This is a genomic window from Microbacterium arabinogalactanolyticum, from assembly GCF_030268005.1.
Lineage (GTDB): Bacteria > Actinomycetota > Actinomycetes > Actinomycetales > Microbacteriaceae > Microbacterium > Microbacterium arabinogalactanolyticum.
Genome location: NZ_BRZC01000004.1, coordinates 375,936 through 402,893, shown reverse-complemented (window position 1 = coordinate 402,893; position 26,958 = coordinate 375,936). Strand labels below are relative to the sequence as shown.

Sequence of the window (26,958 nt, the reverse complement as noted above, 5' to 3'; positions counted from 1 at the left end):
TGAGCGTACCGGATGGCGGGGGCTAAGGTTAAGGCGCTCTGAGTGGTTGTGGCCCTGTGAGCCCCAGCACCCATGCGCACGCAGGAGAAGAAAAGGATCGGATGACGAAGAGCAACGACGAGAGCACTCAGACGGATGCGCTGGATCGCGTGCTGTCGCACGCGGAGCCGCGAACCGAGGCGAGAGTGTTCGGCGCCGCTCAAGCACTGCAGAACGAGGCCACGGCCGCGCATGGCGCCGCCGACGGCGAGCAGTGGGACCTCGAGGATCGGCACGCGCTGCGTCGCGTGGCCGGCCTCTCCACCGAACTCGAAGACGTCACGGAGGTCGAGTACCGCCAGCTGCGCCTGGAGAACGTGGTGCTCGTCGGCGTGTACCCGCAGGGCGCGCAGGACGACGCGGAGAACTCGCTCCGCGAGCTCGCCGCCCTCGCGGAGACGGCCGGAGCCGCCGTGCTCGACGGGCTGCTGCAGCGCCGCCCGCATCCCGACCCCGCCACCTACCTCGGCCGAGGCAAGGCGCAGGAGCTGAAGGACATCGTGGCGGCCGTCGGCGCCGACACCGTCATCGCCGACACCGAGCTCGCCGCCAGCCAGCGCCGCGCGCTGGAGGATGTCGTGAAGGTCAAGGTCATCGACCGCACTACGGTCATCCTGGACATCTTCAGCCAGCACGCCAAGAGCCGTGAGGGCAAGGCGCAGGTCGAGCTCGCGCAGCTCGAGTACCTGCTGCCTCGTCTGCGCGGCTGGGGCGAGTCGATGAGCCGCCAGGCCGGTGGCCAGGTCGGTGCCGGGGGAGCGGGCATGGGCTCGCGGGGCCCCGGTGAGACCAAGATCGAGCTGGATCGCCGCCGCATCCGCACTCGCATGGCGCAGCTGCGCAAGCAGATCCGCGAGTTCGCGCCGGCACGTGACGCGAAGCGCGCCGAGCGCAAGCGCAACACGATCCCGTCGGTCGCGATCGCCGGGTACACGAACGCCGGCAAGTCGAGTCTGCTGAACGCGCTGACCAGCGCCGGCGTACTGGTCGAGAACGCGCTGTTCGCGACCCTGGACGCCACCGTGCGTCGCGCGGAGACCCACGACGGACGCATCTACACGATCACCGACACGGTCGGCTTCGTCCGCAACCTGCCGCATCAGCTCGTCGAGGCGTTCCGCTCCACGCTCGAAGAGGTCGGACAGGCCGATCTGATCGTGCACGTCGTTGACGGTTCGCATCCGGATCCGTCCGCCCAGCTGCAGACGGTGCGCGACGTGATGGGCGATGTCGGCGCGCGCAGCATCCCCGAGATCGTCGTCTTCAACAAGGCCGATCTGGTCGACGAGGACGAGCGTCTCGTGCTGCGCGGGCTGGCGCCCGGCGCGCACTTCGTCTCCTCGCGCACCGGCGAGGGCATCGACGAGCTGCGTGAGGCGATCGAGCGGATGCTGCCGATGCCGGCCGTAGAGGTGCGCGCGCTCGTGCCCTACGACCGCGGCGACCTGGTCTCGGCCGTGCACGAGACCGGGGTGCTGATCTCGGCTGAGCACGAGGAGGCGGGCACCATGGTGCACGCGCATGTGTCGGAGCGGCTTGCGGCCGAGCTCGCGCCCTACGCGGTGAACTGAGCCGGACGCCGGCGTCCGGGGACGGTCAGGCGGCTCGGAAGCGCGCCTCGACCGTCGCCGAGACGACGATGTCCTCCGCTTCGTAGACCATGCCGGAGGAGCCGGCCGAATCCATCGCGAATGCGGCGCTGCGCATGAGCATCTTGGGCTGAGGGGCGGACTCCTGGCGGGAGATCAGACCAAGGTCGGCGACCTCGAGAGGCACGACGGAGTCGAGGCCGAGGGCGGCGGCGTACGCCTCCGCACGGGCGACGGCCACCGACACGGCGCCAGCGGCGACATCCCGTTCCAGCCGCGTCCGCGTCTCCGGGGTGAGCTGCCAGTCCACGATGCCGACTTCGACGCCGTCGCGCAGGGACACGTCGGAGACCCACAGCGAGAGCTCGGAGGGGTCCGGGAAGGTCGCGGCGAACGCGATCGTCGCATGGTAGACCGGCGCGAGCTGGCGGCCGTCCGCATTCCAGGGACGCTCGGCGTGCACCGTCATCCGGGTGCTCGACCACTCCACGACCGTCTCCGCATCCTTGCGGTCGACGATGCTCTGCCGCACGGGTTCGGCCAGCCGGGTGACCTCGTCGACCGCGGCGACGCGCTGCGGCCCCTCGGCGCGGATGTTCAGATGGACGGTGGCGCGCTCGGGCGCGATGCGCAGCTCGTGCTCGCCGCGGACGGTGATGATGACGTCGCTCATGAGTGCGACTGTACGTCACGCGATCGCCTTCGGTGGCGCGGAATGGCACGAGGGGCGGATACGTTGTAGTCTTTGGTGCTCGGGTGCGACAGCATCCGACTGGTAATTCCACAGAGTGACAGCGGCTCCTTCGCAAGAAGGCCCACGGGGCTGATCGGTTTCGACGGCGTCTGGGTATCGACGGGAAGCGGGCCGAGGATGCAGGGTTATCTCGTGAACGCCCCCTGCGAAAAAATAGTTGCCAATGCAAAGCGCAACGACTTCGCCCTCGCTGCCTAAGCGAGCCCGATAGTCCGTCAGACCGTATGTGATCCCGATACGGACCCTGGCGTCATCTAGGGATCTTGCTGCGTGACGGCGTCTGGACGTCACGTGGGACTCTTCCCAGACTGGGCTCGTCGACTTAGGTGTCTGTGACAAAGGTCGGAGCCGAGCAGAACGCTTTCACAGACTGCGCCCGGAGAAGACGTGGATGATCAGCGTCGGACGGGGGTTCGATTCCCCCCAGCTCCACCAAGCCGTTGTCACCTGAAGAACCCCCGCCCTCCTGATGCACATCTGGAGGACGGGGGTTCTTCATTTTCGGTGCGACGTCCTCAGCCCTTGTTCGGCTTCGACGGGGGAGTCGCCGGTGTCGCGCGGGACACCGTGGGGGATGCCACCGCGGCATCCGAGGCGGTGGAGGTGCCGTAGGCGTTCGTGGCCGTGACGGTCACCGTGTAGGACACACCGTTGCGCAGGCCGTTCAGCGTCGCGGTGAGCGCAGTGGTCTGCACGGACACGGGAGTCGCCTGCTTGGACTTGCCCTTGTCGACGATGGGCGTCGCTGTGACGGTGTAGGCCGTGATCGGGGAGTGGCCGTCGGAGGCCGGAGCCTGCCAGGATGCTGTGGCCGTGGCGTCGCCCGAGGTCGCCTGAAGGCCCTGCGGAGCTGCAGTGGCAGTCGGCTGCGCCTGCTGGAACGCGACGCGGTCCACGGTCCAGAACGCGCTGTTGGTTCCCGTGTAGCGGAAGCGGAACTGCGCCTGCTGCGCGCCCTGCGGCACCGCGAACTCGAGGCGTTCGTTCGCGTTGGTGTTCTTCGCGTAGTTCTTCAGCGACACCGGCTCGGCGCCGTCGAAGCTCACCAGCACCTCGGCGGACTGCGGACCGTCGATCACGTAGGTCGTCGCGAAGGACAGCGCGGCATCGGACGCACCGGTCAGCGGGTAAGCGGGGCTCACCAGGGTCGAGTCGAATGCGCCGGCGTCATGCGCCTTGTCGTCCCATTCGTCGGAGTCGGCCACCGCGAACACGTCGCGGCTGCGCACGTTCGTCTCGCGGCCCTGTCCGCGTTCGACGTTCGAGTAGAAGTCGTCGGTCGCGAACGACCAGCCGGCCCACTCCCGCACGCCGCCCGCAGGCATCGTCGAGTTGTCGATGGTCCAGCCCTTCGGGGCCTGGTGCGTCCAGCCGAGCACTCCCGTCCCGGGGCGCGTCTCATCGAGCTGTGGCTGCAGAGCCGGGCGGACGCTGTCGAAGTCGTCGGCCTTCAGCTCTCCGAGCGCGCTGCCGTCGATGTTCCACGCTGGGTCCGTCGCGATGCCGTCGGCTGCGAGCACCGTCGGGGCGATGTCGACGAGCTTGACGTCGTTGCGCACGGAGCCGGCGACGATCCCCGGACCGGAGGCGATCACGAACGTCTTCCGCTCGGCGGGCGTGTTGCCTCCGTGGCCTCCGGTGGGTGTGTGGCCGTGGTCGGCGGTCACGATGACCAGCCAGTCCTCGGAGGCTCGGGTCGCACGGGACTCGATCGCCGCGAGCATCTCGCCGAGCTGGCTGTCCGCGCGACGCAGCGCGGCGCCGTACGCGGCGCCGTTGGTGCCCACCGAGTGTCCGGCACCGTCGACCTCGTCGAGGTGCACGAAGACGTCGTCGGGGTCGCCCTCGGCGAGGGCCGCCACGGTCCTGGCAGTGGTTCCGGCATCATCGCCGCCGGCGATGCGCTCGTCGACCGCCGGGCCGAACACGGTCTGGGGGATCGGAGTCCACGTGCCGACCACCAGGGTGGAGCGCTCAGGTGCGGCCTGCTCGATGCGGGTGAGGTAGTCGGGATACTCGGCGTAGTTCGGCGCGCTGAAGCTGTTGTCGACGACCTTGTGCTTGTCCGGCCACACGCCGGTCGCGATCGTCGACCAGCCCGGGCCTGACACCGTGCCGGACATCGGCAGCGCGTACAGGTTGCTCGTGGCGGTCAGCCCGTCCGCCCGGAGCGCCGCGAGGTTCGGCATCCCCGCGGGCTCGAGGAAGTCGAAGCTCGCGCCGTCGATGCCGACGACGAGGGTCTTGACGTCGCGGAGGCCTTCCGCCGGAGTCGAGGCGGACGCGGAGGCGGCCGTTAGGCCGGATGCTCCGGCGATGGCGGTCGTGAGGAGGATGGTCGAAGCGACGCGGTGAGCGCGGTTCGGGGAGGGCATGGCGATCCTTCTGGGAGGGGGGATGACGACGGATGCCGTCGCCTCCCACTATCGGAGGTCGGAGTGCCTTCCGACCGCCGGGTCGCAAAGTTGTATAGACATGTTTGCGACGCGTTCAGGCGTGCGGGGACCGGGCGGACTCCCGGGGGTGAACGTCCGGGAACGCTGATCAGCCTCTCGGCTGAAGCCCGCCCAGTGCCACCGCGAGGATCTCGCCCGCCAGCAGTTCGGGATCGACAGGACCGTCGGGCCGGTACCACTCCACGACCGAGTTGATCATGCCGAAGATCAGGCGCGTCGCGACGCCGGCATCCAGGTCGGTGCGCACGATGCCCTCGGACTGCGCCTCGCGGACCAGGCCGGTCACGGTGTGGTCGAACCGGCGCCGCCGCGCCAGAGCGGCCGTCTCGATCTCGCTGTTGCCTCGCAGTCGCAGCAGCAGCGTGACCTGAGGCTGACGCTCCGTGAGCACCCGCACGGCGCCCTCGATGATGGCTGTCAACCGGGAGCCGGCCGTGGGCTGCTGAAGTGCATTCTCAAGCGCCTTCTCGAGGCCGCCCAGCGCGTCCTCCAGCGCGATCTGGAGGATCTGCTCCTTCGATTCGACGTGGTGGTACAACGCCGACTTGGTCAGGCCGAGGCGACCCGTCAGGTCGGAGACCGATGTGGCGTCGTACCCCTGCTCGTTGAAGAGCTCGACGCCGGCGCGGATGATGTCGGCGCGATCATGACCCGGCCGTCCGCGGCGGGCGGTCCTCGTGCTGGTCGTCACGGTGTCATCCTCGGCATGATTCCCAATCTATCGCCGTCGCGCGCATCGGACCGGCATGGGAACGGGTCGCAACCGGACTAAGCTGGAGTGGTTATCCGAAGATCGGGAGGGTTCGACGTGGTCGACTTCATCGTGTTCATGGTCCTGTTCCTCGGCGGGTTCTACCTGTTCGGGCTCGCGTGGGAGCTGCCGACCGCGCAGGGCGTGGTCTTCTCCGCGGGAATCCTCCTCGTCAGCCTCGCCCTCGCATATGTCATGCGGCAGCGCGGCTCCGCGACCCGTCGCGTCGACAACTGGAACCAGCGCGGCGACAAGTGATCGTCGTCGACGGCAGTGCCGTCGACCCACAGACGCCGAGAGGGCGCCGCTGATGCAGCGGCGCCCTCTCCCTGTGTCCGGTGGTCACTTCTCGCCCCAGTCGACGAGCAGCAGTCCCTGCTTGGTGTCGGCGAATCTCACCCACCCGTCGCCGAACTCGTAGGTCATGCCGAACCCGTCGTCGTCCTTGGCGATCGCGTAGGCGGGATCCTCGGTGATGTACGTCTTGCCGTTCGAGGTCGAGCGCAGCCAGCCGTCCGAGATCAGGCTCGCCTGGGCCGCGCGGGAGTTCTCGGCGCTGAGGGGTCCCCACGCGTACATCTGGCCGTGGTCGGATGCCGTCGAGTAGTCGGCCCAGAGACACTCGAGTCCGCCGTCGACGAGGACGTCGCCGATGCGGAACTCGCGCTCCTCGAACGTCCAGCCCTGAGATTTCAGCGCCTCGACGGTGCCCTTGGTGATCATCGTCTCGCAGGTCGGCCGGTCTGCAGGCGTGGTCGTGGCGGGCTTGTCGGCGGGAGCGGTCTCCACCTCGGCCTTCGGCGTCGCCGGGGGCTTCGAAGCGGTCGAGGTGGGGGTCTTGTCGACGGGTGTGCTGGGGCCGCTGCACGCGGCGAGCGACAGCGCGGCCAGCAGGGCGCCGGCAGCGAGGGGGAGTCGGGTTTTCATGTGATCCGTGGGGGAGGGGTGCTTGTCGCGCTCAGGCGCGCGGCAGGTCGCGGAACAAGGAGAGGAACGAGTCGTGCAGGATGCCGTTGGTCGCCAGAGCGGACAGTGCGGAGAGGGTCTCCGTGCCATCGAACGCCGTCATCCGCCCGCCGGCCTCGCGAACGATCGGAACCGCCGCGGCGATGTCGTACTCCTTGACATCGAATTCGGCGACCATGTCGATGCGTCCTTCGGCCAGCAGCATGTAGCTGAAGATGTCGCCGTAGGCGCGGTCGCGCCAGACGCGTTCAGCGAGGGCCAGCAGTTCGGGGGTCTTCCCGGCCTGTGCCCACTGCGAGATGCTCTGGAAGCTCACGCTCGCCTCGTCGAGTGAATCGACCGTCGACACGGACAGTCTGCGGGCTCCGTCGCTCGTGGCGGTCCAGGAACCGTCGCCGGCGGATGCCCACCAGCGGCGCCCGAGGGCGGGCATGCTGACCACGCCGACCTGCGGGACGCCGTCGACCGCCAGAGCGATCATGGTGCCCCACAGGGGCACGCCGCGCAGGAAGTTCGCCGTCCCGTCGATCGGGTCGATGATCCACTGCCGGCTCGTGACGCCCTCTGCACCGAACTCCTCACCGAGGATGCCGTCGTCGGGGCGTTCGGCGTGCAGGATGTCGCGGATGGCCTGTTCCGTGGCGAGATCGGCATCGGTGACGTGCGAGTGATCGGCTTTCAGCGAGACCTCGAGGTCGGCCGCATCGAACCGGGGGAGGGATTGCTCATCGGCGGCATCCGCCAGGCGAAGGGCGAGATCGAGGTCGGCATGGAAGTCTGTGGCTGCGAGGGGGACGGTCACTTCAACAGGATAGTCCGGGCTGGTATGCCAGACCGGGGTGCCGGGGTATCGGTCGTGAAACGATCCGCCACAGACACGTCATCCGGTACGGATCGCGGGCAACGCGCCCGGGATCCGAAGGTGATTTGGCGCGACCCGTCCCCGCTGGTAATGTAATTCCTCGGCCGGGGATGACATTCCGGGCCACGCACCTCTAGCTCAATCGGCAGAGCAATTGACTCTTAATCAATGGGTTCAGGGTTCAAGTCCCTGGGGGTGCACGGACAAGCCCTGGTAGATCTCGCCATCTACCAGGGCTTTTCTGCGTTCTGGGCCGGAACTTGTCGCCGACACACCAAGCCGGCCTGCTCTCAGAGATTTCAGGCGGCGCATGCGCGCTGCAGGAGCTGCCCTACTGGCTGTCCGCGCCACGGCAGCCGAAATCCAGAGGCGCTCTTCGTCGTGTTCGGACCATCGCGTCGGTGAACAGGCGCAGACTGAGGCTCATGACAGACACGCCTGCCTGTGCCTTCAAGGGCTGCAGCGAGAATCCGACGAACCCGATCTTCGTGACCCAGAGTCCCGAACAGGCGGGTCCTTGGCAGGCTCTCGTGTGCGACTTCCACAGGCTCGCTGTCGATAGCGGCGAAGACTTCGATTTCGAGTCCGAGACCAAGGAGCTGGTGTCGCCACTGCGCCTGGTGAACTTCGCCGTGGCATCCAAGGGCCGGGGAAAGACCGTGACGCTGATGTTCGGTCGCGATGGGGTGGAGGACGAGCGCACCCCTGAAGTGCGAATGGACAAGGAGATGCTGCAGCGCATCATCGACATGTTGCCCTGATGGCTGCGCCGTCGTGGCTTCGACTGTCGCCGTCGCGCTTTGGCGGAAGGGCCCGCCCTGGGGATGTATCCGGTGGGGGCTTCGCTTCGTGAGTCTGTGAGCACGCACATGTCGGGCGCGTACAGTCCGAAGATGAGTAAGAACAAGGATTCGAAACACACCCCGCCATCGGAATGGGACGCCGCGCGAGGTGAGCATTGGCACGGCGCCAGGCCAACGAGCGAGACATCGATCCGTGACGCGAGATCACGCGCAGAGAAGCCCGATCCCATCCCGTCTCACCGCCCCCGCACGTAGACGAGAGACCCGACAGAGCTCGACGTCCGTCGGCGCGGGTCTTGCCAGCTGCTGATCCGAGCGGCGAGGTCGAGTTCACATCGATGGGCGACGAGAATCCTTCCTCGGATGTGGCGCGCTGAGATGGCGCTCAGCTACGGTGCTGCCATGGGTGATGCCGTTCTCTTGCATGTCGATGAGGACGGATTCTTCTGCCTCGTCGCCCCAGACGTATATCAGGGCTTCGTCGACGAGGATTGGGAGCTTGAGCAGCTCATGAGCCACTTCGTGGGGCAAATGCGCGAGGGGTCCCTGTTCGTCGCCTATCCCGGGCCGGACGACGCGGACGAGGCCGTGACTGTGGCCGATGATCCCCCTCGCGCTCCGGCCTTGCGTGAAGCGGCCAGTGCTGTCAACGTCGGAGCTGGAGGGCTGTGGCTCACGGACTTCACGCAGCTGACGATGGCTGCGCAGTTCGACGACGAAGCGCCGACGGCTGCGGGCGCGATCCGGCTTCCCGTACAGGAAGGGGCGCAACTGGTCACCCTCAGCCAAATTGCCGGCAGCCCACGATACGTCCTCACCATCAGGTCGGTTGCGGACGACAACCGTGAGCCACTGAGCGCCGTTCCGTGGTTCTCCTTGTGACGGTTCGCACTGGGCTGCGTCGGCCAAGACGAGTGCGCCCTTCGTCAGACGATATCGACGAGTGGGGCGCCTAGACCCTGTCGGCGAGGATCGTCACGTGCGATGGAGTCCCCATCGACTCATTCTGGATTCTCCGCCCGCATTTGCCCACACGTGCGCGGTCACAGCCGTTTCGCGACGCCTGCTCCGCCTCGCCGCGTGCTCAGAAGTCCATCACATCCGGAGGCAGATGACCGAAGTCGACGAGCAGCGGGGGATCGGGGGGCTCCCGAGGCACGATGACGGCGATGCTCACCCTCCGGTAGGGCGAGACCAGCACGCTCAGCTGAGTTCCGTCTGCTGTGCTGAAGTCGACGAACCTCGTCTCGACGGCGGCGACTTCGATGCGTCGCTTCAGGTCGCCGATGTCCTCTCCCGGAGCGATCGGGATGCCGTCGTGGCCGTCGATCGAAATGAGTGCGCGCGGTTGCTGAGTCATGGCGGCGACGATAGCGACGTGATCGCTCTCCGATGAGGGGCTTGCATCCGAGCCCTCGATCGCTCAACTCCGACCGGGCCGACGGCATTCGCCGAGTCGTGTGCGCGTCGAACCGGCTGTTCTGGGCGTACGGTAGCTGCCATGGGGAACCTCGAGTACAACAGTTCTCGCCCGCCGATCCAGGTGGACGACGTCACGCTTGCGCACCTGAAGGTGGTGATCGGCACCAAGCTGCGCAGGCAGGAGAGCTTCATGATGACGTGGCTCCCGGACCAGACCGTGCAGTCCGGGCGGCTCACGACGTGGATGCACCCCGCGATTCCGCTCGTCTTCTCCTTCGACTCCACGGCCATGCCCGTGATCGACCCGAAGAGGATCGAGCACATGATGGAGCTCCTGAACGCGCGTGGCGACCTGGTTCTCGACCAGATGTCATAGGTCCTCGAGGACGGGCCTGACCTAGAGCCTGTCCAGCGCTGCTCGTGCGTCGGCGAGCCCCCGCTCGGCATCCGCCATGCGCTCTGCGGCGCGGGCCGCGCTGTCGGCCGTCCCATCGACGGTTTCGGTCGCGATCTCGGCGTCGTGCCGCACCCGGGTCAGTTCCGACTCCAGCTCCGCCACGCGCGCCCTGAGCCGGTCGGCTTTCGCGGTTGCGTCGCGCAGGTTCCGATCCGCCTTCGCGTGCTCGGCTCGCGCTCGAGCCAGCTCCTGCTCCGCATCGCGCACGACGCGCTCCGCATCGCGACGCTCTCGGCGCGCCTTCACCTCATCCGTCGCCCGCGGCGCCACGGCGACCTGCGCAGGGGGACCGCCTGCGACGACCGCGGCGAGGTCGACAGGCTCGGACGGCTCCAGGTCTCGCACGAGTCGACCGGATGCGACCGCGGCCGCGGCCTCCGGGTCGAAGAACGCGGCGGACAGAGTCTGCCGCACCGCCTCCAGCGTCGAAGCCGTCACCCGCTCGCCGTGGTCCTCAGCGAGCCCCGCGGCCTCTCTCGCGAGCTGGTCAGTCAGGGCGCGTCGTTGCCGCCCGAGCTCGGCGAGCGTGCCGGCGTCGAGCTCGGCTTGGGCGTCGCGGAGCTCTTCTGCGAGGTGCAGCGCCTGACCCAGCCGGTCGGCGCGCTCGCGGGCGAACAGGTTCACCACCCACGCTGCGACGGACGGCTTCCGCAAGGCGCGGATCCGCCTGGACAGGTCCGGATCGCCGACCGCTTCGGCGCGGGCGGCGCGCTCGTTCACGAAGCCCTTCGGCGGCGTGGTGCAGAGGTCAGCGGCGACGCTCTCCAAGGTCTCGGCCATCACATGTCTCCTATCGCGCAACGCCAGGCTGCATGAGCTCCACGGCGTCCTCCACCGTGTCGACCAGATGCACGTGCGGCTCCATGGCGCGTCCCTTCGCCAGCGCCTTCAGAAGCGGCCAGGCGGGATAGCGACGGGTCCAGTAGTCTCGGCCGATCAGCACCATGGGGGCGGTCGACGACTCGTCGGCGTAGTAGTTCTCGCAGGCGTCCTGGAAGATCTCCTGCACGGTGCCGCCGGCCCCCGGCAGGAACACGATCCCGTCCTGGCAGATCTCCAGCAGGATCGCCTCGCGCTGCGCGTTGCGGAAGTACTTCGCGATCGCGCTCGCGAACGCGTTGGGCGGCTCGTGGCCGTAGTGCCACGTGGGGATGCCGAGGGAATCGCCCCCATCGGGGAACAGCTCACGCACCGCGAACGCCGCCTTCGCCCATGCGTCGATACTCGGAACGAAACCCGGTGCTCTGGCGAGGATCGCCAGAGCACCGGCGAGGGCATCCGGGTCGTGACCGGCGAGATAGCCGCCGAGGTTGACCGCCTCCATCGCTCCCGGACCACCGCCCGAGGCCACGGTGTGGTTCTGCGCCAGCATCCGCCCGAGGCGTGCGCCGTCGGCGTAGCCGGCGTCGCCGCGCGCCGCGTCGTGTCCACCCATCACGCCCACCAGACGGCGCCCGCGAATCCACTGCTCCAGTGCGAGTCCGATGCTGTGGTCGTGCAGGGACTGAGCCAGCGCGCTGTCGCGGGAGCCGGTGCGCTGCGACCAGGCGTAAACCCGCGCATCCAGGCTCTGCGCGTAGTCGGCGGTGTCGTACAGCTCCTGCGCTGTGTACAGCGCGGTCCGGTACTCGTCCACCGGCGAATCCGGAACGGTGGGGAACACCACGGCGCCGCGCGCCCGCACGGACTCCTCGTCGTCGGGGCGCAGCGCGCACCCCAGGAACAGGGCGCCCGCGACGTCGACCGAGCGCAGGTCGCGGCCGCGATCGGTCAGGTCCAGCGAGCGCAGCCGCCAGCCGGACATCGAGCGCGCCCCGGACGCGACGCGATGGTCGAAGTCCTCCAGGGAGTCGACGTTGATGACCCCGCCGCGCGATCTCCTCATGTCCACGAGATTAGGCGACGGGGCTCTTCCGTCCGCCGCGACGCGGTGACATCATGGCGAGCAGGAGGCTGACATGATCGAACTCGATGACATCGACACCGACGAAGACGGTGCACTGACCGCCACCGTGGAACTGCCCGGCGGACGCCGCGTCACCGTGGAGTACGAGTTCGACGAGGACTTCGATCGGGACGATGAGGACGAGGATTCCGAGGACGACGACGATGACGATGTCGTCGACGTGGAGCCCGAGGATCTTCCCGACATGGACACCATGCAGGAGACCGTGCAGCACGCCCTGGCCCGGCTGACCCAGGAGATCCTGGACGAGCGGGAGCGGGAGGTCGCCGAGGAGCTCACCGAGGCCGCCTACGAGGACGATGATGACGGCACTGATCTCGCGGAGGCGCTGCAGTCCCTCAAGGACGACATCGCTCTCGACGGCGTCGTCGTGTTCGGCGACGGCGGCATAACCCTGCTGTACGTCGCGCCGGAGGAGTACCCCGACCTCATCATCTACTGCCTGCTGGACGAGGACCTCGAGATCGATGACCTGATGGTCGAGTAGTCAGGCGACGCGGATCGTCTCGCCGCCCGTGAGCGATTCGAGCTGGGCGAACGTCAGCGGCATGACGGTGTGCGGGGTGCCGCCGGCGGTCCACACCTGCGCGAAGCCGCGCAGGTCCTCATCGAGGTAGGTCCGCAGCCGAGTCGGATGCCCGACGGGCGCGACCCCGCCGATCGCCTGACCTGTCGCCTCGCGCACCACATCCGCCGGGGCCATGGCCACGACATCCGCTCCGATGCTCCGCGCGAGGACGCCGAAGTCGACGCGGTGCGCGCCGCTGGTCATCACGAGGACAGGCTCGCCGTCCGCGACCAGCACCAGGCTGTTGCCGATCGCCCCGACCTCGCAGCCGATCGCGGCTGCCGCCAGTGCGGCGGTCCGCGCGGAGTCGGGCAGCACGACGATCGCGCTGTCGACTCCGGCGGCCGCCAGGTGCTCGTGCACCACCCGGCTGCGTGCGGGCAGATCGTCAGGTGCGTTCACGAGCGGCTCCTTCGGTCGGATGCCGCTCAGGCGGCGTCACCCATGAGGATAGCCTCGGCGTCCTCGCCCGGGCCCTCACCGGCGTCGTCGATGTGGGACAGAGCGCGCCGCCCGAGCAGGATGGTGAGTGCGGCGATCAGCACGGACACGGCGGCGAACAGGTAGGGCACGGTGTCGTTGTAGGCGTGCGCGAGCGCTGCGGCGACCGGCGGCGCCATCGCCCCGCCGAGGAACCTCACCGCCGAGTATGCGGATGACGCGACCGAGCGCGGCAGGTCGGTCGCCTCCATCACGGCCTCGGTCAGGACCGTGTTCATGATGCCGAGCATCAGGCCGCCGACGATGATGCAGATCACGAGCGCGGTCGGGTTCGCCACGAGCAGTCCGGCCACGATCAGATCGATCGCGAGCAGGGGAAGCGTGATGAGGATGACGGTCGTGCGGGAGATGCGCCGCATCAGGGCGGGGGCCACCCACACGCTCGTGACGGCGAGGGCGACACCCCAGCCGAAGAACGTGAGGCCGATGCCCATGGCACCGAAGCCGAGGGGGAACGGTGAGAAGGCCAGCAGCACGAAGAAGCCGATGTTGTAGAACAGCGCCGCCACGGCGAGGATCGCCAGCGCCGGACGGCCGAGCGCGCGGAACGGGGCGGACAGCGGCATGGGCTCGCGCTTCTCGCCGCCGTCGCGCACGAGCGCCAGCACGGCGATGAATCCGATGGCCATCAGTGCGACCACGCCGAAGAACGGTCCGCGCCAGCTGACCTCGCCCAGCAGGCCGCCGAGCAGCGGGCCGATGGCGATCCCGAGGCCGAGTGCCGCCTCGTAGAGCACGATCGCCGCGCCGCTGCCACCGGAGGCCGCACCGACGATGGTCGCCAGGGCTGTGGAGATGAACAGGGCGTTGCCCAGACCCCAGCCGGCGCGGAAGCCGATCACCCAGTCGACGCCGCCGCTCATGGCGCACAGCAGTGCGAACACGACGATGAGGGCGAGGCCGGTCAGCAGCGTCGCCTTGGCGCCGATGCGGCTGGAGACCCAGCTGGTGATGAGCATCGCGAGCCCCGTCACGAGCAGATAGCTGGTGAACAGCAGCTCGGTCTCGACGGGGGAGGCCTTCAGCGAATCGGCGATGGCGGGGAGGATCGGGTCGACCAGGCCGATGCCCATGAAGGCGACCACGCAGGCGAAGGCGACCGCCCATACCTGCGCAGGCTGGCGCCAGACCGATCCCTGTGGTGTTCCGCTCATTCGGCTTCTCCTGTCGTGGTGGTTTCCTGTGCGTGTGCGGCGAGGATCTCTGCTGCGCGCTGCAGCACGATCCACTCCTCGTCGGCGAGTCCCGCGAAGCGGGGCGCGAGCGTGTCGCGCATCTCCGCCCGCCACTCGGCGAGGTGGGTGAGCCCGGCATCCGTCGCATGCACCAGCGTCGCCCGCGTGTCGGCGGGGTCGGTGGTGCGGGTGACGAGGCCGGCCTGCTCGAGAGCTCCGATCAGCCGTGTCATCCCGGGCTGCGTGGTGCGGGCGGCGAGCGCGAGCTCGCCGATGCGCATGCCGCCCTTCTGCTCGAGGATGCTGAGCGCGCGCCACTGCGCCGAAGGCGCCTCGTTCCCGGCATCCTGCGCGGCGAACCGCGCGAGGGCGTGCGCGGAGAGCACGATCGACGGGATCACGTCCGCTTTTTCCATACCAATGAGTATATATCACTTGGTATGTATGCGGGGCGTTTGACGACGGGTGCTGCAGGGCTTACGATTCCAATACCTGAATCGGGTTTCATGTTCCCGACCTTCCACTGTTGAAAGGCATCCAGATGCGGGTTACGAAGAAGTTGCTCCTCGGCTCGGTGCTCGCCACCGCGGCCCTCGTGTTCACGGCGTGCGCGCCGCAGCCGGGCGCCGCACCCGGCGACGGCGGCGACAAGGGTCCCGCAGAGGTCCGCGTGGGCGTGATCACCAGCGAGACCGGGCCGCTCGCCGGCTACGGCAAGCAGTATCTCGACGCCTTCGCCGCGGGCCTGGACTACGCCACCGACGGCAAGGGATCCGTGGTTGGAACCAAGATCGTCATCGAGAACCGCGACGACGCCGGCGACCCCGACACGGCGGTCACGGCGGCCAAGGAGCTGATCGGCGATGGCGTGAACATCCTGATGGGCAGCGCGTCCTCCGGTGTCGCGCTTGCGATGGCTGAGCAGGCCGCGCAGAACAAGGTGCTCTTCATCTCGGGCCCTGCGGCCGCCGACGCCATCACCGGCGTCAACGAGTACACCTTCCGCTCCGGACGTCAGTCCGCGCAGGACGTCGCGACCGCAGGAACGTTCCTCAAGGACATCAAGGGCAAGAAGATCTCCGTGTTCGCGCAGAACAACGCCTTCGGGCAGGGCAACGTCGCGGCGGTCCAGGCCATCCTCGGCGCCAAGGGCGCGACGGTCGAGCCGGTGCTCGTCGCGGAGGATGTGACCGAGTTCACCCCGTTCGCGCAGCAGGTGCTCGCGTCCAAGCCCGACCTCGTGTTCGTCGCGTGGGCCGGCGCCACCTCCGGTGCGATGTGGCAGGCGATGAGCCAGCAGGGCGTCCTGGATGCGATCCCCGTCGTGACCGGACTCGGCGACCGCGCCACGTTCGGCGCCTACGGCGAGGCATCCGAGAAGATCAACTTCCTGAACCACTACTTCGGGGGCGCGGCCGACAACAAGGTCGACACCGCCATGGTCGAGGCACTGAAGAAGAAGGGCGCCGAGCCCGACCTCTTCAGCCCCGACGGGTTCAACGCGGCCATCATGCTCGTGCACGCCGTCAAGGAGGGCAAGGGCGACGTGAACGCCATGATCAAGGCGCTCGAGGGCTTCACCTTCCAGGGTCCGAAGGGCGGGAACACGGTCCGAGCGAAGGATCACGCACTGATCCAGGACATGTACCAGGCGAAGCTCGTGGCCTCCGGAGGCACGTTCACGCCCGAACTGGTCGACACGGTTCCGGCCGCCGACGTCGCGCCCGCGGAGAAGTAGGACGTGACCACCCCAGTCCCGCCCGCGTCCGGCGCGTCACTCCGCGTCGAAGGTCTCGGACTCGAGATCGGGGGAGCGACGATCCTCAAGGACGTCGATCTCGCCGTCGAGCCCGGCGCCCTCGTCGGAGTGATCGGCCCGAACGGCGCCGGCAAGACGACGCTGTTCAACGCCATCTCGGGAGTCATCCGGCCCACGGCGGGCCGCATACTGCTGGACGGCGCCGACATCACCCGTACGAGCGTGCCGCAGCGCGCCCGGGCGGGACTGGGGAGGACGTTCCAGACCTCGAGCCTGTTCCCGCAGCTGAGCGTGCGCGAGAACGTGCGCATCGCGGTCCAGGCCACGGAGGGCGGCAGCTACTCGCTGTTCCACTTCCCGCGGCGCTCGGATGCCGCCAGCACCCGTGCCGAGGAACTGCTCCGCTCCGTGGGTCTGGGGCACCGGCTGGACGCGCGCGCGGGGGACATCAGCCACGGGGACAAGCGCAAGCTCGAGATCGCCGTGCTGCTGGCCACCCGCTCTCGTCTGGTGCTGCTCGACGAGCCCATGGCCGGCGTCGCCTCCGGCGACGTCGCGGGCCTCGTCGACAGCATCCGCGGGCTCCAGGCCGAGACAGGATGCACCGTGCTCATGGTCGAGCATCACATCGAGGTGCTGATGGGCCTGGTCGATCTGGTCGCGGTGATGTACTTCGGCAGCATCATCGCGGTGGACACGCCGCAGCGGATCATGGAGAACGCGACCGTGCAGAGCGCCTACCTGGGGACCGGATCGTGAGCGGCCCGATCCTGCAGGTGCGGAACCTGCGCGCGTCCATCGCAGGCCAGCAGGTGGTCGAGGACGTGTCCTTCGATGTGCCCGCCACCGGCATCACCGCCGTGCTCGGACGCAACGGCGCGGGCAAGACCTCGACGCTGCGCGGCATCCTCGGACTCATCTCCCGCAGGGGCGAGGTGCTCCTCGACGGAGATCGGATCGATGCGCTCAGCACGCACCGCATCGTGCAGCGCGGCGTCGGCTACGTCCCCGAGGACCGCGAGGTGTTCGCCGGGCTCACCGTCGCCGAGAACCTCGCGCTCGCCGAGCGTCAGCGCGAGCCGCGCCGGGCGTTCGTCGCTCAGCTGTTCCCCGATCTGGTCGCGCGCCGCGAGCAGCGCGCCGGGACGCTCTCCGGAGGACAGCAGCAGATGGTGTCGGTCGCCCGCGCCCTGCTGAACGACAACAGGCTGCTGCTCGTCGACGAGCCCACCAAGGGGCTGGCACCCAAGATCGTCACCGAGGTGGCGGATGCCCTCGCCGAGGCCGCCACGACAGTTCCCATGCTGCTCGTGGAGCAGAACCTCGAGGTCGTGCGCCGCCTGGCCGACCAGGCCATCGTGATAGCGGACGGCCGCGTGGTGCACACCGGAACGGCATCAGAGATCCTCGACGACGCGGACCTGACCCGACGCCTGCTGGGCGTCAGTTCCTCCGCGACGGATCCGAAGGATACGGAGCGCACATGCGCCGCACAGAGCGACCGAAGGGAGACGAAGTGAGCACGCTCGTCCTCACCCTGATCATCGGCCTGGGACTCGGGGCGCTGTACTTCCTGGTCGCGAGCGGGCTGAGCCTCATCTACGGCCTGATGCACGTGCTGAACTTCGCGCACGGCGCCTTCCTCACCCTCAGCGCCTTCGTCGGCTGGGCGGTCGCCCAGGCCATCGGCGTCTCCAGCTGGGGCGGCTTCCTGCTGTCGGTCCTCACCGGCGCTCTCGTGGGTGCGGTGTTCGCAGCCCTGACGGAGCTGATCCTCATCCGGCCGCTGTACGAACGGCACATCGAGCAGGTGCTGGTCACGGTCGGGCTCTCGTTCGCCGCGATCGCGCTGTTCGAGGGCATCTGGGGCACAGATCCCGTCACGGTCACAGGGCCGGCGTGGCTCGGGCAGACCACCTCGGTGCTCGGCGCCAGCATCCCGAACAAGTACTGGGTGCTCATCATCGCCGCGGGAATCGTGCTCGCCGGGCTCGTGCTGTTCCTGAAGAAGACCCGCTACGGCATGATCATCCGCGCCGGCGTCGAGAACCGGGCCATGGTCACGGCCCTCGGCATCGACGTGCGCCGCTCGTTCACCCTGGTCTTCGCGATCGGCGGCGCGGCCGCCGGCATCGGCGGGGTGCTCGCCATGCACGCCATGACCTACGTCTCGGCGCACCTCGGCTCCACGCTGCTGATCTTCGCGTTCATCGTCACCGTCGTGGGCGGCCTCGGGTCCCTGACCGGCGCCGCTGTCGCCTCGGTGCTCGTGGCCGTGCTCCAGCAGGTGGCCAACACCTACCTCGGCGGCACGGGCGACTTCATCGTCGTGATCCTGCTGGCTGTCGTGCTGCTGGTGCGACCGGCCGGCCTGATGGGGAAGAGGGCGTGACCATGCGCAGCATCCGTAGCCTCTTACCGCTCATCGTCGGCGCCGTGATCGTCGTCGTGCTCGCGGTCCTCCCGCTGCTGAACCTCTCGATCCCCGGCATCCTGCCCGGGGCGACCTACACGCCGGGTTCGCTCGCCCTGATGTCGCTCTGCATGGTGTTCGCGGCCCTTGCGCTGTCGTACAACCTCATGCTCGGCACGGCCGGAATGCTGTCCTTCGGGCACGCCCTGTACTTCGGCGCGGGTGCCTATGGACTGGGCATGGTGCTCCAGGCCGCTCAGCTGCCGCTCGTGCCGGCGGTGTTCGCGGCGCTGCTCGGCGGCGTCGCGATCGCCGTGGTCACGGGAGCCGTGGCCATGCGCGTGGGCGGCATCCCGTTCGCGATGGTGACACTCGCCTTCGCACAGGCGGGCTCCGTGCTCGTCCGCCGAAACCAGGCGGTCACCGGCGGTGAGGAGGGCCTGAGCCTGAACACCGCAGGGGTTCCGGACTGGCTGGTGGGCGTCATCAACACCCGCAACCTGTACTGGGTGTCTCTGGCGGTCGTGGTGATCGTCTACCTGATCGTGCTGTGGGTGGACCGCTCGCGGCTGGGGCACCTGGCCGCCGCCGCACGTGAGAACGACCTGCGCGTGCGGGTGCTGGGACTGCAGCCGAATCGGGCGAAGCTGATCGTCTTCGTGATAGCCGGCCTGTGCGCCTCCCTCGCGGGCATCGCGTACCTGCTGCTGCAGTCGGGCACACAGCCCAGCGCCGTCGGAGCCGACCTCACGATCACTGTGCTGGTCATGGTGGTGCTCGGCGGCGTCGGATTCCGCTGGGGCGCGATCGTGGGCGGCGTCGTCTACACGATCCTCGATCAGCGTCTCACGGTGCTCGCCAGGTCCGACGCCATCCACCAGCTCCCCGACATCCTGCGTGTGCCCTTGTCGGAGCCGCTGTTCATCCTCGGCGTGCTGTTCATCCTCGTGGTCATGTTCCTCCCCGGTGGCATCGCCGGGACCGTCGACGGCTGGCTGCGCCGCCGCCGGGGCAGGGCGGTGTCCGACACGGGCATCACCGCGCTCGAGCAGAGCGACATGGCGGGTGTGGTGGCGCGATGATGGATGTCATGGCGGGCGCGCACACGATCGGGCGGTGGCTGCGCGACAGCGCCGTCGCAGCGCCCACGCGCATCGCCGTGGACGATCGCGGCGTGCGCACCGACTACCGCGCGCTCGCCGCACGGGTCGACGCGCTGGCAGCACGGCTGACGGATGCCGGCTACGGCGCGGGCCAGCGGATCGCCACGGTCTCGGGCAATTCGACCGACCACATCGTCGCGTTCTTCGCCTGCGCCGAGCGGGGGATCGCGTTCGTGCCGCTGTCCTGGCGGCTGACCCCGGGGGAGCTCGCGGATCTCGTCACCCGCACGGCGCCGGCCCTGCTGCTGATCGACGACGAGCACGCCGCTCTCGCGACGGCGGCGCTCGAGCTCGTCGAGGTGCACGTCGCCCGAGCCGCGCTCGGCGTCGCCGGGGTGGAGCGCGACGCGCCGCCCGCCGAGGAGGCCGTGTCGGCGCGACCGGCCCGCGACGACGACCCGCTGCTCGTGATCTACACCTCCGGCAGCGAGGCGGCTCCCAAGGGCGTCGTCCTCACGCACGAGAACTGCTTCTGGAACAACCTGGCGCTGGACCGGGCCATGCCCCTCGGCGCCGACGACGTCGTGCTCGCCATGCTGCCGCAGTACCATGTGGCCGCCTGGAACGTGCAGCCGCTGCAGGCGTGGTGGCGCGGCGCGACCGTCGTGCTGGAGCGCTCCTTCGACCCTGGTCGCGTCCTGCAGCTGATCCCCGAACGCGGCGTCACCACCATGATGGGCGTGCCGACCCAGTACCGGATGCTGCTGCAGCATCCGCACTGGGCGTCCGCCGACCTCGCATCGCTGCGCCGCGTGGTGGTCGGCGGGGCGACCATTCCCGACGACCTCGTCAGGAGCTGGGCCGCCCGCGGCCTGACGTTCACCCAGGGCTACGGACTCACCGAGGCAGGACCCAACGTGCTGTACCTGGCTCCCGAACTCGTCGCCGATCACCCCGGTGCGGTCGGCCGGCCCTACCCGGGCGTCGACGCGCGCCTGGTCGACCCTGCGACGGGCCTCGAGCTGCGGGGCGTGGCGACCGGGGAGCTGTGGGTGCGCGGAGCGAGCGTCTTCCCCGGCTACCTCGACGACGCCGATGCGACCGCGCGGGCCAGGAGCGGGGAGTGGCTCCGCACCGGTGACCTGCTTCACCGCGACGCCGACGGAATCCATCGGGTGGTGGACCGGCTCAAGGAGATCTACGTCTCAGGCGGGGAGAACATCGCCCCGGCCGAGATCGAGGGCGTGCTGAACCGGCATCCGCTGGTCGCCGCCTCCGCAGTCGTCGGCGTGCCCGACCCGGTGTGGGGCGAGCGCGGCTGCGCGTTCGTGGTGACCGACGGCCCCGTGTCGGTGGACGAGCTGCGCGCGTTCGCCGCGGAGCGGCTCGCCGCATTCAAGCTGCCCGCGCACATCGTGCTGCTCGACGAGCTGCCCCGTTCGACCATCGACAAGGTCGCCAGAGGCCGGTTGCGCCGGATGGCGCAGGACCTGCTCGCCGACCCGCCTCTGAAGGAGGAACATGATCACGCCCGTTGAGGATCCGCCGGTCTCCCCGGCGACGGGACGGCCGCTGACCAAGCGCGGTCAGTTGACACGCCGCCGCCTGCTGGAGGCGGCCGAGCAGGTGTTCGCCGATCTCGGCTACCACGAGGCGTCGATCGTGAAGATCACCGAGCACGCCGGGGTCGCGCTGGGCACCTTCTACCTGTATTTCGACAGCAAGCAGTCGATCTTCGAGGCCCTGGTCGTGGACCTGAACAGTCGTGTTCGGCACTCCATGTCCGAGGCGATGGCGGGTGCCGCGGACCGCATCGAGGCTGAGCGGAGGGGCTTCGAGGGCTTCTTCCGGTTCACCGCGCAGCATCCGGCGCTGTACCGCGTCGTCCGCGAAGCGGAGTTCGTCTCGCCCGCCATGCTCAAGCTCCATTACGAGCGCATCGTGGACGGCTACCGAGCCGGGCTCGCCGCCGCGCAGCGCGACGGCGAGGTCGCGGCCGAGTTGGACACCGAGGTGGTCGCGTGGGCGCTGATGGGCGCCGGCGAGCTGATCGGCATGCGCTACCTGCTCTGGGAGACGGATGCCGAGGGTCGCCCGCCCGCCGAGATCGACCCGGCCGTCCTCGACGGTATGACCGCATTCATCACCCGGGCGCTGCGCCCGGACACCACGGCCTCACAGACAACGAAGGCCTCACCGACCACGAAGGGGGCAGCAGGATGACCGAACAGGACCTCGCCGGCAGGCGGGCCGTCGTCACCGGCGGAGCGAGCGGGATCGGCCTGGCCTGCGCCAAGGAGTTCGCCGGCCGTGGAGCGCACGTGATCATCGCCGATCTGAACGCCGGGGCCGCGGCGGCTGCCGCCGACGAGGTCGGCGGGGAGGCGTGGGTGGTCGATCTCTCCGACACCACAGCGCTCGATGACCTCGAGCTGCAGGCCGACATCCTGGTGAACAACGCCGGCATCCAGCGGGTGAGCCCGATCGCCGAGTTCGACCCCGACGCCTTCCGGCTCATCCAGCGGATCATGCTCGAGGCGCCGTTCCTGCTCATCCGTGCCGTGCTGCCGGGTATGTACGAGCGCGGCTGGGGGCGGATCATCAACGTCTCCAGCGTGCACGGTCTGCGCGCCAGCGCGTTCAAGTCGGCGTACGTCGCCGCCAAGCACGGGCTGGAAGGCCTGTCGAAGGTGACGGCACTGGAGGGCGGCCCGCACGGTGTGACCAGCAACTGCATCAACCCCGGCTACGTGCGCACCCCGCTCGTCGAGAAGCAGATCGCCGACCAGGCGCGGCTGCACGGCATCCCCGAGGGCGAGGTCGTGGAGCGGATCATGCTCACCGAGAGTGCGATCAAGCGCCTCGTGGAGGCCGCCGAGGTCGCCTCCCTCGCCGGATGGCTGGCATCCGACGCGGCCGGCATGGTGACCGGTGCGTCGTACACCATGGACGGCGGATGGAGCGCTCGCTGATGCCGCACACCTACCGCACCATCGACGTCCCCGTCGCGGGCGGCGCACTGCGCGTCGCGATCTGGGAACCGGTGGGGGAGACCGTCGCGACGGCGCTGCTGATCCACGGGGTCACGTCCTCCCACCTGGCCTGGCCGTTCGTCGTCGAGCGGATGCCCGGCGTCCGGATCATCGCACCCGACCTGCGCGGCCGGGGGATGAGCAGCTCCGTCGAGGGGCCGGCGGGCATGGCCGCGCACGCCGACGACATGGCCGCGGTGCTGGATGCCGTGGCGGTGGCGTCCACGACCGTCGTGGGGCACTCGATGGGCGCATTCGTCGCGGTGGCGTTCGCGCACAGGCATCCGGATCGCGTGCGTCGCCTCGTGCTCGTCGACGGTGGCTTCCCGCTGGACCTGCCTGCGGGGGTCGACCCCGAGCAGGCGGTGCAGGTCGTGCTGGGGCCTGTCGCCGAGCGCCTCTCGATGCGCTGGTCGGGCGTGCAGGAGTACACCGACCGATTCTGGCGGAATCATCCCGCGCTGGCCGAGGACTGGAGCGACGAGCTGGAACGGTACATCGCCTACGACCTCGTCCCGGACGGCGACGCGTTCCGCGCTGCGACCACCTATCGGTCGATGGCCGACGACACCCGTGACATGAACGTCGGCACGCTGCTCCCGGAGGCGCTGGCAGCGCTGTCGAAGCCGGCGCTGTTCATCACCGTGCCGCGCGGTCTGCAGAACGAGACGCCGGGGCTCTACCCGCCGGCGTACCTGGAGAACGTGCTCGCTCAGTTCCCGCAGGTGCGGCACGTGCATCTCGACGACCTCAACCACTACACGGTCGTGATGTCCGAGCGCGGGGCGGACGCGCTGGCGCCGCTGGTGCTCGCCGAACTGGGGAGCTGATCACCGCCGGGCACCCGCGATCCGCGAGGAGAGCTGGTGCGCGTGCGCCAGCAGCGTCCTGCCGAGCTGGGGGAGCCGGTCGGGGCCGAAGCGGAACTCGGCGCCGGTGAGACTCAGCGCCCACTCGGCGCGTCCCTCGCGATCGAACACCGCGGCGCCGATGCCCCATGAGCCCTCCACGATCAGCCCGGGGTTCACGGCGTACCCGCGCGCCTTCGTTTCCGCGAGCCGCCTTCGCAGCGGCTCGGGGCCGTGCGCCGCACCCCAGCGGCCCTCCAACTCCGGGTGGCGCTCAAGATACGCATCCACATCGTGGTCAGGCAGGAACGACAGGATCGCGATGCCGGCGGAGGCGACGCCGAGCGGAAAGCGGATGCCTTCGCTGAGCACGAAGGAGCGGATCGGGAACGACCCCTCCTCGCGGATCAGGCACACCGTCTCATCCGCGCGTCGCGTGGACAGGAACGCGCTCTCCTCGGTCCTCACCGCCAGCGAGCGCACGATGTCGCGCGAGATCTCCGTGATGTCATAGCGCGACGCGGCGGCCGTGCCCATCAGGTACAGCTCAGGACCGGCCGTCCAGCGTGAGGTGGTCGGATCCTGATCGACCAGCCCCTCGACCTTCAGCGCGGTGAGCAGCCGGTGGGCGGTCGAGCGGCTGAGCGAGGCATCCGTCGCCAGCTGCTGCAGTGGTGCGCCGTCGGCGGACGCCGACACCAGCCGCAGCAGGGCGGAGGCCCGGGCGATCGCCTGGGCTCCCGGGACGGAGCGTCTCCCCGGTGCCGTTGATTCCACAATGTGGACGCTACCCGGATCCGTGACCACATCGCAAGCATCGGCTTGCCGCCGCCGTCGCGCCGGGCGGATGCTGGAGGAGGACATTCACGAAGGAGTGGTCAGTGATCGACAAACAGTTCGCATCGGCGGCCGAGGCCGTCGCCGACATCCCCGACGGAGCGTCGCTCGCCGTCGGCGGATTCGGTCTCTCGGGGAACCCGATGCTGCTCATCGAGGCGCTGCTCGCGCAGGGCACGAAGGACCTCAGCGTGGTCAGCAACAACTGCGGCGTGGACGACTGGGGCCTGGGCGTGCTGCTCGGCGCACGGCGCATCCGCAAGATGACCTCGTCCTACGTCGGCGAGAACAAGGAGTTCGAGAGGCAGTTCCTCGAGGGCGATCTGGAACTGGAGCTCACCCCGCAGGGCACGCTGGCCGAGAAGCTCCGCGCCGGCGGCTCGGGCGTCGCCGCGTTCTTCACGCAGACGGGCGTCGGCACGCAGGTCGCCGAGGGTGGGCTGCCGCGCCGCTACAACGCCGACGGGACGATCGCCGTCGCCTCTCCCGTCAAGGAGACCCGCTCGTTCGACTTCCACGGCGCCGAGCGCGAGTTCGTGCTGGAGGAGTCCATCACCACCGACTTCGCGCTCGTGCACGCGCTGAAGGGCGACCGGCACGGGAACCTCGTCTTCAATAAGGCCGCCCGCAACTTCAACCCGCTCGCCGCCATGGCCGGCCGGATCTGCGTCGCTCAGGTGGAGGAACTCGTCGAGCCCGGCGAGCTCGACCCCGACGGCATCCATCTGCCGGGCGTCTTCGTGCACCGGATCGTCGAAGTGGGGACCGACATCGAGAAGCGCATCGAACGGCGCACCGTCGCCGCCGGACAGGGAGGCGACTGACATGGCGCTCACGCGTAACGAGATGGCGGCCCGCGCCGCGCAGGAGCTCACCGACGGTTCGTACGTGAACCTCGGCATCGGCCTGCCCACGCTGGTTCCGAACTACGTGCCCGAGGGCGTGACCGTCGTGCTGCAGTCCGAGAACGGCATCCTCGGCGTCGGCCCGTACCCGACCGAGGAGAACGTCGATCCTGACCTGATCAATGCGGGCAAGGAGACCGTCACGCTGCTGCCCGGTGCGGCGTTCTTCGACTCGGCGACGAGTTTCGGCATGATCCGCGGCGGCAAGATCGACGCCGCCATCCTCGGCGCCATGCAGGTCTCCGCCACGGGAGACCTGGCCAACTGGATGATCCCGGGCAAGATGGTCAAGGGCCCCGGCGGAGCGATGGACCTGGTGCACGGCGCCGGCCGCGTGATCATCCTGATGGAGCACGTCGCCAAGGACGGCTCCGCCAAGATCGTGAACGACTGCACGCTCCCGCTGACCGGCAGGGGAGTCGTGCACCGCATCATCACCGACCTCGCGGTCATCGACGTCACGCCCGACGGGCTCGTGCTCGTGGAGACGGCACCCGGCGTGACCGCGCAGGAGGTCATCGACGCCACCGAGCCGCCGCTGACGGTCTCGGAGAACCTGAAGGAGAACTCATGAGCGACATCGTCATCGTCGCCGCTGCCCGCACGCCGCAGGGACGCCTGAAGGGGCAGCTCGCACCGTTCACCGCGCCGCAGCTCGGCTCGTTCGCGATCCGCGGCGCCCTCGAGCAGGCCGCCATCTCGCCGACGGACATCGACGCCGTGGTCATGGGCCAGGTGCTCGCGGCGGGCTCCGGGCAGAACGCGGCACGCCAGGCCGCGATCGGCGCAGGCATCGGCTGGGACGTGCCGGCCAGCTCGGTCAACAAGGTCTGCCTCTCCGGGCTCACCGCGATCATCGACGCCGCCCGCATGATCCGCACCGGCGACGCCACCACGGTGGTGGCCGGAGGCATGGAATCCATGACCCGCGCGCCGCACCTGCTGATGGGCTCCCGCGACGGCTGGACCTACGGCACGGTCGAGGTGCTCGACCACATGGCGTACGACGGCCTGACCGACGCGTACGACAAGGAGAGCATGGGAGCATCCACCGAGCGTCAGAACCCGCGCTACGAGATGACCCGCGAGCTGCAGGATGCGGTCGCGGCACTGTCCCACCAGCGTGCCGCCGCGGGCCAGGCCGACGGAGCGTTCGACGCCGAGATCGTGCCTGTCACGGTGCCGCAGCGCAAGGGCGATCCGCTCGTGCTCACCCAGGACGAGGGCATCCGCCCCGAGACGACGGTCGAGACCCTCGCGGGGCTCCGCCCGGCGTTCGCTGAGGGCGGCACCATCACGGCCGGCAACTCGTCGCAGATCTCCGACGGTGCGGCGGCCGTCATCGTCACCACCCGCGAGAATGCGCAGGCCAAGGGCTGGCCCGTGCTGGCCGTCGTGGGCGCCAGTGGCCAGACCGCGGGCCCGGACAACTCGCTGCAGGCGCAGCCGGCCCGAGCGATCGAGAAGGCTCTGGGCAAGCAGGGCATCACGACGGATGATCTCGACCTGGTCGAGATCAATGAGGCGTTCGGCGCCGTGGTCGCGCGGTCCCAGCAGGAGCTGGGACTGTCCAGCGACATCGTGAACGTGCACGGCGGCGGCATCGCCATCGGGCATCCGATCGGCGCCAGCGGGACGCGACTTGTCGTGCACCTCGTGCACGAGCTCGCCAAGCGCGGGTCCGGCACGGCCGTGGCAGCCCTCTGCGGCGGCGGCGGTCAGGGCGAGGCGCTGGTCCTCACGCGCTGACGC

The 26,958-nt window shown here is 69.1% G+C and carries 30 protein-coding genes, 1 tRNA gene and 1 other RNA gene; 20 read left to right on the top strand and 12 right to left on the bottom strand.

What is annotated here, in order from left to right; translation table 11 throughout:
* Nucleotides 1-101: 101 nt before the first annotated feature.
* Nucleotides 102-1,610 carry a GTPase HflX gene (hflX, locus tag MIAR_RS06420; protein ID WP_285633001.1) on the top strand — a complete coding sequence of 503 codons (1,509 nt, stop codon included), beginning with the start codon at nt 102-104 and terminating at the stop codon, nt 1,608-1,610.
* Between the two features lie 25 nt (nt 1,611-1,635).
* Here hflX and MIAR_RS06415 read toward each other — a convergent pair whose 3' ends face one another.
* Nucleotides 1,636-2,301 carry an SIMPL domain-containing protein gene (locus MIAR_RS06415; protein ID WP_285632998.1) on the bottom strand — a complete coding sequence of 222 codons (666 nt, stop codon included), beginning with the start codon at nt 2,299-2,301 and terminating at the stop codon, nt 1,636-1,638.
* A gap of 146 nt (nt 2,302-2,447) precedes the next feature.
* Between MIAR_RS06415 and ssrA the strand changes: the two genes are divergently transcribed.
* Nucleotides 2,448-2,817, top strand: a transfer-messenger RNA (tmRNA) gene (ssrA, locus tag MIAR_RS06410).
* An 80-nt stretch (nt 2,818-2,897) separates the two neighbouring features.
* Here ssrA and MIAR_RS06405 read toward each other — a convergent pair.
* Both MIAR_RS06405 and MIAR_RS06400 read right to left on the bottom strand, forming a co-directional pair.
* On the bottom strand, nt 2,898-4,757 hold the full coding sequence (locus MIAR_RS06405) for an alkaline phosphatase family protein (protein WP_285632995.1): 1,860 nt from the start codon (nt 4,755-4,757) through the stop codon (nt 2,898-2,900).
* A 169-nt stretch (nt 4,758-4,926) separates the two neighbouring features.
* Nucleotides 4,927-5,529 (bottom strand): TetR/AcrR family transcriptional regulator, encoded by a 603-nt coding sequence (locus tag MIAR_RS06400; RefSeq protein WP_285632992.1) that lies wholly within the window; start codon nt 5,527-5,529, stop codon nt 4,927-4,929.
* 117 nt (nt 5,530-5,646) lie between these two features.
* On the opposite strand from MIAR_RS06400, the gene MIAR_RS06395 reads away from it, so the two are divergent.
* On the top strand, nt 5,647-5,847 hold the full coding sequence (locus tag MIAR_RS06395; protein WP_285632990.1) for a hypothetical protein: 201 nt from the start codon (nt 5,647-5,649) through the stop codon (nt 5,845-5,847).
* A gap of 84 nt (nt 5,848-5,931) precedes the next feature.
* Here MIAR_RS06395 and MIAR_RS06390 read toward each other — a convergent pair whose 3' ends face one another.
* On the bottom strand, nt 5,932-6,516 hold the full coding sequence (locus MIAR_RS06390; RefSeq protein ID WP_285632987.1) for an SPOR domain-containing protein: 585 nt from the start codon (nt 6,514-6,516) through the stop codon (nt 5,932-5,934).
* Between the two features lie 31 nt (nt 6,517-6,547).
* Complete coding sequence (locus tag MIAR_RS06385; protein WP_285632984.1) at nt 6,548-7,357, bottom strand: inositol monophosphatase family protein; 810 nt, start codon at nt 7,355-7,357, stop codon at nt 6,548-6,550.
* Nucleotides 7,358-7,544: 187 nt separating this feature from the next.
* On the opposite strand from MIAR_RS06385, the gene MIAR_RS06380 reads away from it, so the two are divergent.
* From MIAR_RS06380 to MIAR_RS06370, 3 genes are all read left to right on the top strand, one after another.
* A tRNA-Lys gene (locus MIAR_RS06380) sits at nt 7,545-7,617 on the top strand.
* 225 nt (nt 7,618-7,842) lie between these two features.
* Complete coding sequence (locus MIAR_RS06375) at nt 7,843-8,178, top strand: hypothetical protein (RefSeq protein WP_285632981.1); 336 nt, start codon at nt 7,843-7,845, stop codon at nt 8,176-8,178.
* Between the two features lie 405 nt (nt 8,179-8,583).
* On the top strand, nt 8,584-9,102 hold the full coding sequence (locus MIAR_RS06370; RefSeq protein ID WP_285632978.1) for a hypothetical protein: 519 nt from the start codon (nt 8,584-8,586) through the stop codon (nt 9,100-9,102).
* A 202-nt stretch (nt 9,103-9,304) separates the two neighbouring features.
* Here the strand turns inward: MIAR_RS06370 and MIAR_RS06365 are convergent, their stop codons facing one another.
* Nucleotides 9,305-9,580: a hypothetical protein gene (locus MIAR_RS06365; protein WP_285632975.1), complete on the bottom strand. Its 276-nt coding sequence runs from the start codon at nt 9,578-9,580 to the stop codon at nt 9,305-9,307.
* A gap of 141 nt (nt 9,581-9,721) precedes the next feature.
* On the opposite strand from MIAR_RS06365, the gene MIAR_RS06360 reads away from it, so the two are divergent.
* Complete coding sequence (locus MIAR_RS06360; protein ID WP_285632972.1) at nt 9,722-10,018, top strand: DUF7882 family protein; 297 nt, start codon at nt 9,722-9,724, stop codon at nt 10,016-10,018.
* A gap of 21 nt (nt 10,019-10,039) precedes the next feature.
* On the opposite strand, the gene MIAR_RS06355 is transcribed toward MIAR_RS06360, so the two are convergent.
* Entirely contained in the window at nt 10,040-10,879 is an 840-nt protein-coding gene (locus MIAR_RS06355) for a transposase (RefSeq protein ID WP_285632969.1), read from the bottom strand.
* 10 nt (nt 10,880-10,889) lie between these two features.
* Nucleotides 10,890-11,984 carry an LOG family protein gene (locus tag MIAR_RS06350; protein ID WP_285632966.1) on the bottom strand — a complete coding sequence of 365 codons (1,095 nt, stop codon included), beginning with the start codon at nt 11,982-11,984 and terminating at the stop codon, nt 10,890-10,892.
* 73 nt (nt 11,985-12,057) lie between these two features.
* On the opposite strand from MIAR_RS06350, the gene MIAR_RS06345 reads away from it, so the two are divergent.
* Nucleotides 12,058-12,552 carry a hypothetical protein gene (locus MIAR_RS06345; protein WP_285632963.1) on the top strand — a complete coding sequence of 165 codons (495 nt, stop codon included), beginning with the start codon at nt 12,058-12,060 and terminating at the stop codon, nt 12,550-12,552.
* Here the strand turns inward: MIAR_RS06345 and MIAR_RS06340 are convergent, their stop codons facing one another.
* The 3 genes from MIAR_RS06340 to MIAR_RS06330 are packed head-to-tail and all read right to left on the bottom strand — an operon-like array spanning nt 12,553 to nt 14,725.
* Nucleotides 12,553-13,035, bottom strand: a complete 483-nt coding sequence (locus MIAR_RS06340; protein WP_285632961.1) for a YbaK/EbsC family protein — start codon at nt 13,033-13,035, stop codon at nt 12,553-12,555.
* 26 nt (nt 13,036-13,061) lie between these two features.
* Entirely contained in the window at nt 13,062-14,288 is a 1,227-nt protein-coding gene (locus MIAR_RS06335; protein ID WP_285632958.1) for an MFS transporter, read from the bottom strand.
* Nucleotides 14,285-14,725 (bottom strand): MarR family winged helix-turn-helix transcriptional regulator, encoded by a 441-nt coding sequence (locus MIAR_RS06330; RefSeq protein WP_285632955.1) that lies wholly within the window; start codon nt 14,723-14,725, stop codon nt 14,285-14,287. The genes MIAR_RS06335 and MIAR_RS06330 overlap by 4 nt, the downstream gene beginning before the upstream one ends.
* A 125-nt stretch (nt 14,726-14,850) precedes the next feature.
* Between MIAR_RS06330 and MIAR_RS06325 the strand changes: the two genes are divergently transcribed.
* The 9 genes from MIAR_RS06325 to MIAR_RS06285 are packed head-to-tail and all read left to right on the top strand — an operon-like array spanning nt 14,851 to nt 23,446.
* Nucleotides 14,851-16,047 (top strand): substrate-binding domain-containing protein, encoded by a 1,197-nt coding sequence (locus tag MIAR_RS06325; RefSeq protein ID WP_285635656.1) that lies wholly within the window; start codon nt 14,851-14,853, stop codon nt 16,045-16,047.
* Between the two features lie 3 nt (nt 16,048-16,050).
* The gene (locus MIAR_RS06320) at nt 16,051-16,827 is read left to right on the top strand and encodes an ABC transporter ATP-binding protein (protein ID WP_285632952.1); all 777 of its coding nucleotides are present in this window, start codon (nt 16,051-16,053) and stop codon (nt 16,825-16,827) included.
* Nucleotides 16,824-17,588: an ABC transporter ATP-binding protein gene (locus MIAR_RS06315; protein WP_285632949.1), complete on the top strand. Its 765-nt coding sequence runs from the start codon at nt 16,824-16,826 to the stop codon at nt 17,586-17,588. The genes MIAR_RS06320 and MIAR_RS06315 overlap by 4 nt, the downstream gene beginning before the upstream one ends.
* Nucleotides 17,585-18,460 (top strand): branched-chain amino acid ABC transporter permease, encoded by an 876-nt coding sequence (locus MIAR_RS06310; RefSeq protein WP_285632947.1) that lies wholly within the window; start codon nt 17,585-17,587, stop codon nt 18,458-18,460. The genes MIAR_RS06315 and MIAR_RS06310 overlap by 4 nt, the downstream gene beginning before the upstream one ends.
* A 2-nt stretch (nt 18,461-18,462) precedes the next feature.
* Nucleotides 18,463-19,563, top strand: coding sequence for a branched-chain amino acid ABC transporter permease (locus tag MIAR_RS06305; protein ID WP_285632945.1), 1,101 nt, complete (start codon nt 18,463-18,465; stop codon nt 19,561-19,563).
* An 8-nt stretch (nt 19,564-19,571) separates the two neighbouring features.
* Complete coding sequence (locus tag MIAR_RS06300) at nt 19,572-21,122, top strand: class I adenylate-forming enzyme family protein (protein WP_285632944.1); 1,551 nt, start codon at nt 19,572-19,574, stop codon at nt 21,120-21,122.
* Nucleotides 21,106-21,807, top strand: a complete 702-nt coding sequence (locus MIAR_RS06295; RefSeq protein WP_285632942.1) for a TetR/AcrR family transcriptional regulator — start codon at nt 21,106-21,108, stop codon at nt 21,805-21,807. Before MIAR_RS06300 ends, MIAR_RS06295 begins: the two co-directional genes overlap by 17 nt.
* On the top strand, nt 21,804-22,556 hold the full coding sequence (locus MIAR_RS06290; RefSeq protein ID WP_285632940.1) for a 3-hydroxybutyrate dehydrogenase: 753 nt from the start codon (nt 21,804-21,806) through the stop codon (nt 22,554-22,556). The genes MIAR_RS06295 and MIAR_RS06290 overlap by 4 nt, the downstream gene beginning before the upstream one ends.
* Complete coding sequence (locus tag MIAR_RS06285; RefSeq protein WP_285632938.1) at nt 22,541-23,446, top strand: alpha/beta fold hydrolase; 906 nt, start codon at nt 22,541-22,543, stop codon at nt 23,444-23,446. Before MIAR_RS06290 ends, MIAR_RS06285 begins: the two co-directional genes overlap by 16 nt.
* Here MIAR_RS06285 and MIAR_RS06280 read toward each other — a convergent pair whose 3' ends face one another.
* On the bottom strand, nt 23,447-24,241 hold the full coding sequence (locus tag MIAR_RS06280) for an IclR family transcriptional regulator (protein WP_285632935.1): 795 nt from the start codon (nt 24,239-24,241) through the stop codon (nt 23,447-23,449). It lies immediately after the preceding gene.
* Between the two features lie 104 nt (nt 24,242-24,345).
* On the opposite strand from MIAR_RS06280, the gene MIAR_RS06275 reads away from it, so the two are divergent.
* From MIAR_RS06275 to MIAR_RS06265, 3 genes are read left to right on the top strand one after another with little or no spacing between them, the layout of a single operon-like run.
* On the top strand, nt 24,346-25,125 hold the full coding sequence (locus tag MIAR_RS06275) for a CoA transferase subunit A (protein WP_285632932.1): 780 nt from the start codon (nt 24,346-24,348) through the stop codon (nt 25,123-25,125).
* A gap of 1 nt (nt 25,126) precedes the next feature.
* Nucleotides 25,127-25,780: a CoA transferase subunit B gene (locus tag MIAR_RS06270; protein WP_285632929.1), complete on the top strand. Its 654-nt coding sequence runs from the start codon at nt 25,127-25,129 to the stop codon at nt 25,778-25,780.
* A complete protein-coding gene (locus tag MIAR_RS06265) occupies nt 25,777-26,955 on the top strand; it encodes an acetyl-CoA C-acetyltransferase (protein ID WP_285632925.1) in 1,179 nt (392 codons plus the stop codon). Before MIAR_RS06270 ends, MIAR_RS06265 begins: the two co-directional genes overlap by 4 nt.
* The last annotated feature ends 3 nt before the right edge of the window (nt 26,956-26,958 follow it).